The following is a 12,338-nucleotide window of genomic DNA, read 5'->3' as shown; positions in this document are numbered from 1 at the left end:
GTTATAAACCGTTCTTAAGTGGGTATGAAAAATTAGACAGATCAATAAATTGCTGTTATGATTCGGCGGTTTATTGCGCTTAAAATATGGGATATCTGAAAAGGTGATCACTGAATGATAAAACAAAGAACTCCTAAGAAAGTCATTCAAGCAACAGGGGTTGGTTTACACTCTGGAGAAAAAGTTCTTCTTACTTTGCATCCTGCTCCCATTAATACAGGTATCGTTTTTAGACGTACTGATTTAAAACCTGTGGTTGAGATCCCTGCCCTCTATGATCAGGTTGGGGATACAATGCTTTGCACCTCGCTTCAGCGAGACGGTGTGAAAGTAGCTACTGTAGAGCATTTGCTTTCAGCCTTTGCAGGGCTTGGAATCGATAACGCCTATGTCGATGTGAATGGTCCTGAACTTCCTATTATGGATGGAAGTGCTGCTCCTTTTGTATTTCTTATCCAATCTGCCGGAATTCGAGAGCAAAGTGCTGCGAAGCGTTTTCTTCGTATCTTAAAACCTATTCGTATAGAAGATAATGGGAAATACGTGCAGTTTTTGCCCTATAATGGTTGCAGAGTGTCATTTACTATCGATTTCGATCACCCCGTTTTCAACGATAAACCTCAAACGGCAACTTTCGATTTTTCTACCACTTCCTACGTTAAAGAAGTGTGTCGAGCAAGAACCTTTGGTTTTTTATCCGACTACGAAAAATTGCGCGAATGTGAGCTTGCCAAAGGAGGAAGTTTGGATAATGCTATCGTTGTCGATGATTACCGCGTTTTGAATGAAGACGGCTTGCGCTTTGAGAGTGAGTTTGTCACCCACAAGGTGCTTGATGCAATTGGTGATATATATCTTTTAGGCTGTGGGCTAATCGGAGCTTTCGAAGGATATAAATCAGGCCATGAACTTAATAATCGGTTACTGCGCGAACTTATGGTCCGTGAAGAGGCTTGGGAATATACTTATTTTGATGCTGAAACCTATCAACCTACCGTTGCCGCAGATCTACTTCCTGTTGAGGCCTAGTTGTATATCCTGTAATTAAAAATAAAGAATTTCCGCTATCGTTTTTCATCCGCTAAATGATAAAGCGCTGCTTTAAGTGGTGGATAGGAGCAAAGTTCGCTAGCGGTTCGAATGCTATCTTTAGCTGAAGAAGAAAGTAAAATTTTCTTGTCTTTCTCGCAAGCAATGCTTTGATCATTATCGATGATTGCAATTTTAATGGCAGTCAGTTGATATAAACCGGCCTTTCTTAATTTATCTCGCAAATCGGGAAGAGAATAGCGGAGTTCTGTAGCCCAGGTGTTTGACGTTGTTAGAAGCAAACACCCTTTATTAAATGAACCGACTTGACAATTATCTCGCAAAGGGGAAGACAAAAGCGCTTTGATTTTGTGGTTTAGTTCATCCAATTGTATGATTCTTTGGCATATTCCGCGAAGTTGGTCATTGAGACAGCGATTAATTGAGCGAACCATAATAAGCAATTTAGAAGCAACAAAAGCATAGCATAGCAAATTTCTGGTATCTGCAATATCATATGGCCTTTATGAATGAAATTTAAGTTTTTATGCTCTTGCTTTTGGCGTTTGAGAAACGTTTAAACTTGCAATAGCCTGACTATTACTCTACATTTACACGCGCCTCATACCTCCAAAAACCTAAAATTCATTCGTCAAGAGCCTAACAAAGCAAAATGGTTTTCAACAAGAGGATAACTATGACAGATAGCAATGTGGTATATACAGCAAAACTTCATTGGATTCTGTTTTTGGGGCCAGTTGCACTTGCCTGTTTTGCGATGATAGTTGGTATACTCATCCACCAACTCAAAGAAGGCGCACTTTTATTCCTAGTGTTTGCCATCGTGTGGGGGGGATTAACCTGGATTAATTATCATTTTTCTTCGCTCACCATTAAAAAGAAACAGGTTATTTTGCGTACAGGAATGCTTGTTAGAAATACCATTGATATTCCATTATCTAAAATTGAAACCATTGATATTAGACAATCTGTGTTAGGTAGCATTTTGCGTTATGGTACTTTGGTAATAACAGGCACCGGCGGAACACGCCATATGATTGGTTTTCTCGATAAGCCGCTGACTTGTAGACGCTACATTGAACAGTTAATGCATGAATAATGGGCATTGGGCAAGTGTTTTCCTTGAGCAAGAGATTTTATCAGTATCTGCCCTTGGAAAAGGTAGCCAACATCATCTCGATTTAGTTGAGCTCAAAGATCGCAGTAAATGGGTGTGTAAAAAATTCTATCCAACAAATTGGCTTGGTAAGGTAGAGAGAGCAGGGCTTGAGCTCACTGAATCGGTAGCTTCAATAGTTGCGAAGCAATTAGGGATTACTTTCGCAGCCTACCAATATGATAATCAAACCGTTTTTATGGTGGGAGACACAAAAGCGATTATTATTCCTTATTGCGAAGGACAACTGCTCACCATGCTCACAGAAAGGCAATCTTTTGTATTAGGCAGTGTTTTGGCTCAATTACATCTTCTCAAATGGCCTAGCGGATATGGGGAACCATTTCCACCCATCAGTTTATTTGACAATAAGGATTTTCCCAAGTGGTTAACTGAGCTAATTCGGAAATGCAATGAAAATTTTTATTATCAAGCTGACCAATGGGTTCTTAGTCATCGAGATATCCATGCTGCAAACATTATTTGGCGCGATACAGAAAGACCTCACTTGCTTGATTGGGAAAGCACGGGACTTATTCATCCAGCGGTTGAATTAATAGGATTAGCAGAAAATTGTGCTGGATTAGCGCATTGCAATTTCCAAGCGGACAATTTTCGCGCCACACTTATGGGCTATGGACAATGGGCTAGAAAATTACCTGAAATGGATGCTCAATTATGGTTCTTAAGCTTCCATAGTTGGCTTCTTTGGTATAGTCACTGCCTGCGCCAAAATTGGCTTGAAGAAGCAAACCGCACTTTTGCAATAATTGTATTAATAAAGGAGAAAATGGCAGAAATGAGAAATATATATGCTGATTGTTATTCTTTTTTAGCAACGTGAGGTGAGGATAATGAAATTAATTGATTTACGCAGTGACACAGTGACTAGACCAAGCCAAGAAATGCTTGCCGTGATGATGAATGCTGACGTGGGTGATGATGTTTATGGCGAAGATATGACTGTTATTGAGCTTGAGACAATGTTAGCGGATAGAGCGGGCATGGAAGCAGCAGTATTTGCCCCATCAGGTACCCAATCCAATCTCATGGCACTGATGGCTCATTGTGAACGTGGCGACGAGTACATTGTCGGCCAAACGGCACACACCTTCATGTGGGAAGGAGGAGGCGCTGCTGTTTTAGGTAGTATCCAACCTCAACCTTTGGATTTCGCCCCTGATGGCAGTTTACCGCTAGAGAAAGTTGCTCTGGCCATTAAACCAATTGACAGCCACCACCCACGAACAAAATTGCTCTGTTTAGAAAATACAACGGCCGGTAAAGTTTTGCCGCTTAGTTACCTAAGAGAAATGAAAATTTTTTGCCAAGAGAATGAGCTTCATAGTCATCTGGATGGAGCAAGAGTATTTAACGCAGCCGTTAAATTGGGTGTTCACCTTGAAGAAATTAGTAATCATTTTGATTCCATTTCCATTTGTTTATCCAAAGGATTAGGAGCTCCCATAGGCTCTGTTCTTTGCGGTTCAGAGGAGTTGATTAAGAAAGCACGGCGTTGGCGTAAAGTGCTTGGCGGTGGAATGCGTCAAGCAGGCATTTTAGCTGCTGCAGGCATTTATGCCTTACAGCATCATGTTGAACGCTTGCGTGAGGATCATGAAAATGCAGATTTTTTTGCTAGAGCTTTAGCGGAATGCGATGAAATAGAAGTGGATCTCGCTGCCTTACAAACGAATATTTTTTTCATCCAAGTGAAGGGAGATTATTCGGAGTTACGTGCTTATTTGTGTGAACGAGGTGTATTATTTGCGAAGCAACCCAATAAAGCAGGAAAAGTGAGATGTGTCACCCATCTTAATGTGTCTCGAGAAGATCTAGTACAAGTCATTAGGCACATTAAGTCTTTTTATGCAGGTAGGTAAAGATTTTATGCAGGTAGGTAAAGAGTTTTGCTCTGAGAGAGTAAAGTTCAATATTTTGCTAAGTGCTTAACAAAAAAAGCATTGTTTTATTTTCAAAAATGAGTGTTTTTTGCAAGAAAATTCATCAATATTTTTTTAATATGAAGTTTATTTGGTTATATTAAATCTTAGTGCTCAATTGTTTTTCATTAAAAAGATTTTAAGTAAATTCAAGAAGTTGATTATAAAATTCAAGTAATTATTTATTTATAAATTTACCATTTTTAATTTCTTTCATTTTCTATGTCATTTTTATAAACTGGTTATGTTTTAAAAGTTTGAGAGTCAGATGATGAGAAAAATTCAAATTGAGAGGACGCTATTTGAATTGTTTGGTCATAAATTTTTGGTCTTTGAGCGTTTTGAGGATGGCGATCTCAACATCGATGATAAAACCATTTATAACTATGAGAATCCTGATACCTTAGTGGATATCTTTGTAATTAATAAATTTTATGCGATTTGGAGTGATGAAAGACGCCATAATTCCAGTGTAATTTGTGCCTGTTATGGAAATCTGACTGTAATTGTTAATTTATTAAAAAAAATTAGTATACCAGATCATTGCTATTCTACGTTTAATTGCCACCAGGAAGGAGAAGATCGCGTTTTATATATCACCTCTCAGGAGGCAATGCAGAGCTTTGTTAAGCATTTGTCCACATTAAAAAACACAAACAAAACAGCATTTTTTCGTTCCCATCTGTTCCCACTCAAAAAAAAAGAAATCTCTCCTTCTTCAGATTAAACACGCCTATTAACGTCAAGAAAAAAAGAGTTAATATTACTCACTGCGATGAGCCGGCATATACTTTTATAAACCACAGATCATTAATAAATCCTCAGGCTTCTGAGCAACAAAAGTAGGCTGATATTTAGTTAGGATTTTTTCGGAATGATAGCCCCAAGTAACAGCCACTGATCTTATGTTATTTTTCATCGCAGCTTCTATGTCTCGTGTTTCATCGCAAATGTAAAACACATCCTCTTTGGCAATATTGTATTTTTTTAAAGTTTTTTTCAGTAAATAGCGTTTAGAAATAAAATTGGATTCATTATGAATAAATTTAAATAAGTGATCCATTTCGTGCGTTTCAAGCCACATGATGACATTTTCAATTGAATTGGATGTTAATATTCCAAGAGAAAATTCGGCAAGATGAAGTTTTTCAAGCGTAGGAGGAATATTAGCGACTGGATTTATTTTAGACATTTCGTTATGCAAAAGCTTTCTTATCTGTCGAATGAGCATGGGTATTTTATAAAAAGGAATCCTTAAGAAAGCGAGAAGTTCTCTGGAGGACATCTCTCGTAAACACTCAACTTCATGCTCCTCTATTTTTCTAAAATGAAATACGTCAGCTAATTGATTTATTTTATCGACAACGCAATAAAAACTGTCAACTAAAGTACCATCAAAATCAAACAGTAAGTGCATTGCGAAATTTCCTTTTATCACCTGTGCGCAGTGAAGGATCTCTAATGTTTAACATTAGCTTATCAGAGAAGAGCCTACATCATGTTTATCCTGGAATCTACTCTTCTTCCTTTGAAGTATAGTTACAACTTTCATTGGGGCAAATAATTTGACGACCTGACCGTTTAGTTTCTTTCACCGTCAATAAAGGCCAAGCACATTGCGGGCAAGGTTTATCAATGGGTTCATTCCAAAGCGCATAGTCACATTTGGGGTAATTACCGCAAGAGTAGAATATTTTCCCTTTGCGTGATTTACGCTTAAGAATTTTAGCACTGTGGCATTTGGGGCATTCCACTCCTGTGTCGGCTGGTTTTTCGATGGGTTCAATGTGCTTGCATTGCGGATAATTGCTACAGCCAATAAAGCGTCCATAACGTCCTGTTTTAATGTGCAAAGACCCTCCACAATCAGGGCAATTGCGACCGTCGACAACTTCCGGTTCTGCTTTTTCACCGTCGTTGCTATTAAGATCCTGAGTATAGTCGCATTCTGGATAGCCTGTGCAGCCAATAAAACGGCCACGTTTTCCAAGACGAATGGCCAGAGGTTTGCCGCATTTGGGGCATTGCTCATCCAGTGTTTCAGTGGTTACATCTTTACGTTGAACGTGTTCGTCAGTGTCATGAATTTGCTTGATAAAAGGTTGCCAAAATTCATCTAATACAGGAACCCATTCTCTTTCTCCGCGAGAAATAGCGTCTAATGTATCTTCAAGTTCAGCGGTGAATTTATAATCGACATAGCGTGTAAAATGACCCGTGAGAAAACGATTAACAATTCGTCCTACATCAGTGGGAATGAAGCGCTTTTTATCCACAATAACATATTCGCGTTGCTGCAAAGTATGAATAATCGTGGCATAGGTGGAAGGACGACCAATATCGTGCTCTTCAAGCGCTTTAACAAGAGAGGCTTCGGAGTACCTTGGGGGTGGCTCTGTAAAATGTTGGTTGGCCAGGATGTCTTGCAAATCTACCTTTTCACCCACTTTAAAGGCAGGTAGGAGACCGGCTCCCTCTTCATCTTGAGAGTCATCACGGCCTTCTTCGTAAACAGCAAGAAAGCCTGGAAAAGTAATCGTTGAGCCATTGGCACGAAATACATTTCCTTCTCCACAGGTTAAATCCACAGCGACTGTATCCATCTCTGCATCGGCCATTTGGCATGCGATAGTTCGTTTCCAAATGAGGCTATAGAGCTTAAATTGATCCGTTGTGAGCGCTTGCTGTACAAGCTCAGGAGTGCGTAAGATCGACGTAGGACGAATCGCTTCATGGGCTTCTTGGGCATTTTTTGATTTGGTTCTATAAATGCGCGGCTCTTTTGGGCAATTCTTTTCACCATAACGTTGATGAATATACGAGCGAATTTCTTCAATGGCCTCATTGGCTAGATTCACTGAGTCGGTACGCATGTAGGTGATTAAACCGACAGCACTGGAGCCGATATCAATTCCTTCATACAATTGTTGAGCAACCATCATCGTTTTACGTGCAGTAAAACCTAATTTGCGCGCTGCTTCTTGCTGTAACGTCGAAGTAATAAAGGGCGCTGCAGGCTTACGCTTTCGCTGCTTCTTTTCAATATTCTTGACAAGTAAGGCACCTTGCGCCTGTTTGATCAAATTATCTCTGATGCGATGAGCCTGCTCTGCGTCAGTGACAGAAAATTGTTGTAATTTCTCTTGTTCAAAATAGGTCAATCGGGCTTCGAAAGGAGTATTGTTGTGCTCGCATTGAGCAATGATGCGCCAGTATTCCTGACTGACAAAGCGCTCAATTTCTTCTTCGCGCTCAACGATAAGTCGTAAAGCTGGGCTTTGCACGCGGCCGGCAGAAAGACCTCTGCGAATTTTTTTCCATAAAAGTGGTGAAAGATTAAAGCCTACGAGGTAATCCAGAGCCCGTCTTGCTTGCTGTGCATTCACGAGATCCATAGAAATAGATCGAGGGTTGTTAAGCGCTTCTTTGATAGCTGATTTGGTGATTTCATTAAAAAAAATACGGTGTACTGTTTTATCTTTGAGTAAATTACGCTCTTTCATGAGCTCATACACATGCCAAGAAATCGCTTCACCTTCGCGATCAGGGTCAGTTGCTAATAAAAGTGAATCAGAGTTTTTTAACGCTTTGGCAATCGACTCAATATGGCGAGCATTCTTCTCGATGGGTGTATAAGTCATTGCAAATTGTTTATCAGGATTAACTGAGCCTTTACGTGGAGGAAGATCGCGTACATGGCCATAAGAGGCCAAAACATCGTAACCTTCTCCTAAATACTTCTGTATCGTTTTAGCTTTCGCGGGTGATTCCACGACAACCAAATGTCTGCTCATAAGAAATTAACCTTTTCCTTTGTGGCAATTAATGCAATGGCAATTTATCTTCTTTTTGGTATAGCACAAGATCAAGAAAAGCTAACTGAGCTGCATCAAGACTTTCAGCAAGTGTATTGCGAATAGTCCATTTGGTTTCCTGCAGATTAACGAACCGCGATTCGGAGAACAGCAACTGAGTAATGATGAGTTCTAGGGTTTCTGGTGCGATAATATCCCAAGCCATTAACCGCATTAAAAATTGATAACTGGCTTTGGTGAATTTCTGTTTTTCATCATCGGTAAAAACACGCATCGCGGTCTGTTGCGCCGATTTTATAATTACAGTACGTCTCTCTAAAGTTGCAGCATCGAAAAGCTCAGGTTCTTCTTGGTTATTTATAGCATTGTTGCTTTCTTTTAATCGAGATAAACTTCTTTCAAAAAAACTCATTAACATTTCAAACAAGCTATCTTTCATATGAACACCTCATGTAACCCCCGGGTACTGCTTTAATGCTACCCTGTATTTCCAGTGTGGCTAAGCCACAAGCCACCTCTTCAACACTCAACCCGCTACGTCTAACAATTTGATCAACGGTTGTAATTTCAAAGCCAATGCACTTTACTAGGTTTTTATTATCACTTGCAAGGGATTCTATTGTATTACTTTGATTTATCACTCGATTATCCAGTCCTAGCTCTTCGATCACCTCTTGACTTGATGTTACTAATTTTGCTCCCTGTTGCAGTAGATAATGACAGCCACGCACTTGTGGGTTGTAAATAGAGCCAGGTATAGCCAATACATCGCGATTTTGCTCTAAAGCGAGGCGTGCTGTAATTAAAGAACCGCTCCGGATGGTCGCTTCGACAACCAACGTAGCTAATGCCAAACCGCTTATTATACGATTTCTACGGGGGAAATGTCCAGCACTAGGCGCTGTTTTTAGGGGAAATTCACTAATTAATAACCCATTATCACAAATGTGTTGCGCAAGTTGCGCATGTTGCCGCGGGTACATGCAATCGATTCCTGTTCCTAATACAGCGATGGTTTTCCCCTTGGCTTCTAGGCAACCTTGATGAGCTTGGGCATCAATCCCTAATGCTAAACCGCTAATGATGGTTAGCTTATTTAAAGCCAATTCGAAAGAAAAGCGCCAAGCCGTCTCGGCACCGGTTATTGAAGGTTTCCGGCTGCCAACGATCGCAATAGTGGACTGCTGAAGGCTCGATAAATCCCCTTTTAGGTATAAAACCGGTGGTGGGTCATGAATTTCTTTGAGTAAAGCGGGATATTGAACATCATTCCAAGTCAATAAATGATGGTTCGACTCTTCTTGCCAGCGCAAATCTGCCTCAATTTCATCAAAATTAAACTGGGTAATTAATTCTGCGAGTTGCGGCGTAAATCCGGCTGTTTGCATTTGTTCACTGCTTAATCGAAATAGCTCTTCGAGTTCAGGCCAGCGGGTTAATAACTTTCGAATGGTTCTTGGGCCAATGCGTTGGATTCTATTCAACGCGAGGAGGTAATAGTTATTGTCCATATCCATATCCATGCGCAAGATTGTCGTCTTGCAGCTTTGCGAGGTATTAGCGATAATAACACGCATTATTTACTTGGAAAAAGATAATGTATGGCAATTCGTAAAATTCTTTATTTGCCTGATGAACGATTACGGCAAATTGCAAAACCGGTTGAACAATTTGATGATGCATTACAAACCCTTATTGATGACATGTTTGATACCATGTATCACGCCAGAGGAGTCGGTCTTGCTGCCCCCCAAATAGGAGTGAGTCTACGGCTATCAGTCATTGATATTGTTGGTGATAAAAAGGAACAATTAGTATTAATAAATCCCGAAATTATCGCGACAGAAGGGGAGATTGAATACGAGGAGGGTTGTTTATCTGTTCCGGGGGCTTACGACAAAGTCGTTCGTGCAAAAAAAGTAACCATACGAGCACTTGATCGTTTTGGCAAGGAATATGAAATGAGCGGTGAAGGGGTTTTAGGCGAATGTTTTCAGCATGAAATCGATCACCTAAATGGGAAGTTATTCGTTGATTTACTTTCGCCTCTGAAACGGGCAATGGCACGTCGGAAGCTTGACAAATTCAAACGCCTCCATTTGCGTAAGTCATGAATAAATTGCGTATTGTTTTTGCTGGAACGCCTGAGTTCGCTCTTCCGTGCCTCGATGCTTTAGCAGTCTCCTCTCATGAATTGTTAGCGGTGTATACTCAGCCGGATCGCCCTGCAGGACGAGGAATGAAGCTGCAACATTCTCCAGCTAAAAATTGGGCATTAGCCCATCAGTTGCCTATTTACCAACCGCTTAATTTTAAAAGTGAAGCGGCGGTGGCGGAATTAGATGCGCTAAAACCAGATCTCATGGTGGTCATTGCTTATGGGCTTATTTTGCCGAAGAGTGTTTTATCTTTACCCCGCTTAGGTTGTATCAATGTGCACGCTTCTTTACTGCCGCGTTGGCGCGGCGCGTCGCCTATTCAGCAAGCCATACTGCATGGGGATCAAGAGACGGGGATCACTGTCATGCAAATGGACGTGGGAATGGATACAGGCGATAAATTGGCCGAAGTGAGTTGTCCGATTTCCTCGCAAGACACAGCGGGAAGCTTGCATGATAAATTAGCCCGTTTAACAGTCGCTCCGTTATTAAACACAATTGACGCCTTAGCAGCAGGAACAGCAAGGCCTGAGCCGCAAGATAATCAGTTGGCTACTTACGCCGCAAAAATTAAAAAAGAAGATGCAGCAATTAATTGGCAAAAAACGGCTGTGGAAATCAATCGGCAAATTCGAGCATTTAATCCTTGGCCTATCGCATACACAAAAGTGGACGAAACAGTATTACGGGTGCATCGAGCACAGGTTGCGCCGATGGCGCACAATGCTGTGCCAGGAACAATTCTCGCTTTGGATAAAAAAGGAATGCTAGTAGCGACAGCTGAGCAAGCCCTAATGATCGAGATAATCCAATTTCCAGGCGCCAAAGCCATGACTGTCGCTGAATGGTTGAATGCGGGGCGTTCACAGCTTCATGTCAATTTGGTTTTGCAATGAAAAAAAATGAGCGCTTACAGGCGCTGGGCATCTTATTAAAATTAGTGCAAGAAAAGATGCCCTTGTCGCAATTATTAAGTGCCGCAAATGATCTATCTCCTTTAACAAAAGAAATTTGTTTTGGGGTTTGTCGGCATTATTACCGGTTGCAAGCATTGGCAGATTGCATAATGACTAAGCGACCAAAGGCGCTGGATGTTTGGATTGTGTTGCTCATGGGGCTGTACCAATTGCACTACCTGCAAAAGCCCGATTATGCGGTGGTAAAAGAAACAGTGGCTTTGCTTGAACAATTAAAAAAAAGCTGGGCTAAAGGTTTAGTCAATGCAGTTTTACGTACGTTCTGTCGAGAACAGACAACACTCTTGGCGGGTTTACAAACCAATAAAGCATTTATTTATGGACACCCTGACTGGTTTGTGCGGCGATTAAAGGCCGAATGGACGGAGGATTGGCAAGATATACTTAAGGCTAATGATAGTCATCCGCCCATGAGCTTGCGAGTCAATCAACGACGCATTCACAGGAACCAATATTTAGAGCGATTAGCGCAATGTAATATAAAAGCGAAGCCGCACCCTTATTGTGCAGAAGGGTTAACGCTAGAAACACCTTGCAATGTACAGCAGTTACCAGGGTTTGCAGACGGGGATATCTCCGTGCAGGATGAATCTGCCCAATTAGCCGCAGGACTTTTGGATTTGCAACCCGGCCTTCGTGTACTGGACGCTTGTTGCGCTCCGGGAGGAAAGACGTGCCACATTTTAGAAAAGGAACCTCAATTGGCGGAATGCGTGGCGCTTGATGTGGATAAAAAACGGCTACTCCGAGTGACTGAAAATCTTTCTCGTTTAGGTTTAAAAGCGAATTTGCTGCAAGGTGATGCCCTTCAACCCGAGGCTTGGTGGGACGGTAAACCTTTTGATCGCATTCTGCTCGATGCACCCTGTTCGGCGACAGGGGTGATTAGGCGTCACCCTGATATTAAGTTATTGCGTACCGAAGAGGAGATAAGCAAAGTAGTTGATTTGCAATTCCATTTATTGCAATCTCTATGGGCTTTAGTAGCGCCCGGTGGATTACTGGTGTATGCCACTTGCTCAGTAATGAAAGAAGAAAATGAGCAGCAGATTGCACGTTTTGTTGTCAGTCAGCCCGATTGTCAGTTTAGAGCAGACAATAAGCCATGGGGTCGGTCTACGGGTTATGGATGGCAGATTTTTCCTACTGAAGCAAATGGCGATGGATTTTTTTATAGTGTATTGCATAAGTTAGCTAAGAGTTCCCAGTAAAATGGAGACATGTCATCCTGCGCAGAG

At 41.2% G+C, this 12,338-nt stretch carries 13 protein-coding genes; 8 read left to right on the top strand and 5 right to left on the bottom strand.

Going from position 1 to position 12,338, the window contains the following annotated elements; genetic code table 11:
• Positions 1–114 precede the first annotated feature (114 nt).
• The gene (gene lpxC, locus B5D33_RS09685; RefSeq protein WP_058451857.1) at positions 115–1,029 is read left to right on the top strand and encodes a UDP-3-O-acyl-N-acetylglucosamine deacetylase; all 915 of its coding nucleotides are present in this window, start codon (positions 115–117) and stop codon (positions 1,027–1,029) included.
• A 35-nt stretch (positions 1,030–1,064) separates the two neighbouring features.
• Here lpxC and B5D33_RS09680 read toward each other — a convergent pair whose 3' ends face one another.
• Positions 1,065–1,484 (bottom strand): DciA family protein, encoded by a 420-nt coding sequence (locus B5D33_RS09680; RefSeq protein ID WP_058451954.1) that lies wholly within the window; start codon positions 1,482–1,484, stop codon positions 1,065–1,067.
• Positions 1,485–1,726: 242 nt separating this feature from the next.
• Between B5D33_RS09680 and B5D33_RS09675 the strand changes: the two genes are divergently transcribed.
• The 4 genes from B5D33_RS09675 (at position 1,727) to B5D33_RS09660 (ending at position 4,876) form a co-directional block, all read left to right on the top strand.
• The gene (locus tag B5D33_RS09675; RefSeq protein ID WP_058451856.1) at positions 1,727–2,149 is read left to right on the top strand and encodes a PH domain-containing protein; all 423 of its coding nucleotides are present in this window, start codon (positions 1,727–1,729) and stop codon (positions 2,147–2,149) included.
• Positions 2,142–3,050, top strand: coding sequence for a phosphotransferase family protein (locus tag B5D33_RS09670; RefSeq protein WP_058451855.1), 909 nt, complete (start codon positions 2,142–2,144; stop codon positions 3,048–3,050). The genes B5D33_RS09675 and B5D33_RS09670 overlap by 8 nt, the downstream gene beginning before the upstream one ends.
• Before the next feature lie 10 nt (positions 3,051–3,060).
• Entirely contained in the window at positions 3,061–4,089 is a 1,029-nt protein-coding gene (ltaE, locus tag B5D33_RS09665) for a low-specificity L-threonine aldolase (protein WP_058451854.1), read from the top strand.
• A 328-nt stretch (positions 4,090–4,417) separates the two neighbouring features.
• Entirely contained in the window at positions 4,418–4,876 is a 459-nt protein-coding gene (locus B5D33_RS09660) for a hypothetical protein (RefSeq protein WP_058451853.1), read from the top strand.
• 66 nt (positions 4,877–4,942) lie between these two features.
• On the opposite strand, the gene B5D33_RS09655 is transcribed toward B5D33_RS09660, so the two are convergent.
• From B5D33_RS09655 to dprA, 4 genes are all read right to left on the bottom strand, one after another.
• On the bottom strand, positions 4,943–5,566 hold the full coding sequence (locus B5D33_RS09655; protein ID WP_058451852.1) for an HAD hydrolase-like protein: 624 nt from the start codon (positions 5,564–5,566) through the stop codon (positions 4,943–4,945).
• A gap of 97 nt (positions 5,567–5,663) precedes the next feature.
• Entirely contained in the window at positions 5,664–7,943 is a 2,280-nt protein-coding gene (gene topA, locus B5D33_RS09650) for a type I DNA topoisomerase (protein WP_058451851.1), read from the bottom strand.
• Positions 7,944–7,971: 28 nt separating this feature from the next.
• Entirely contained in the window at positions 7,972–8,403 is a 432-nt protein-coding gene (locus B5D33_RS09645) for a DUF494 family protein (RefSeq protein WP_058451850.1), read from the bottom strand.
• Positions 8,393–9,475, bottom strand: coding sequence for a DNA-processing protein DprA (gene dprA, locus B5D33_RS09640; protein ID WP_058451849.1), 1,083 nt, complete (start codon positions 9,473–9,475; stop codon positions 8,393–8,395). The genes B5D33_RS09645 and dprA overlap by 11 nt, the downstream gene beginning before the upstream one ends.
• A gap of 90 nt (positions 9,476–9,565) precedes the next feature.
• On the opposite strand from dprA, the gene def reads away from it, so the two are divergent.
• From def to rsmB, 3 genes are read left to right on the top strand one after another with little or no spacing between them, the layout of a single operon-like run.
• On the top strand, positions 9,566–10,078 hold the full coding sequence (gene def, locus B5D33_RS09635) for a peptide deformylase (protein ID WP_058451848.1): 513 nt from the start codon (positions 9,566–9,568) through the stop codon (positions 10,076–10,078).
• Complete coding sequence (fmt, locus tag B5D33_RS09630; RefSeq protein ID WP_058451847.1) at positions 10,075–11,019, top strand: methionyl-tRNA formyltransferase; 945 nt, start codon at positions 10,075–10,077, stop codon at positions 11,017–11,019. The genes def and fmt overlap by 4 nt, the downstream gene beginning before the upstream one ends.
• Positions 11,016–12,311, top strand: a complete 1,296-nt coding sequence (gene rsmB / locus B5D33_RS09625; protein ID WP_058451846.1) for a 16S rRNA (cytosine(967)-C(5))-methyltransferase RsmB — start codon at positions 11,016–11,018, stop codon at positions 12,309–12,311. The genes fmt and rsmB overlap by 4 nt, the downstream gene beginning before the upstream one ends.
• Positions 12,312–12,338 lie beyond the last annotated feature (27 nt).

This window comes from Legionella maceachernii (assembly GCF_900167045.1).
Lineage (GTDB): Bacteria > Pseudomonadota > Gammaproteobacteria > Legionellales > Legionellaceae > Tatlockia > Tatlockia maceachernii.
This window is presented reverse-complemented; position numbering and strand designations above follow the sequence as displayed.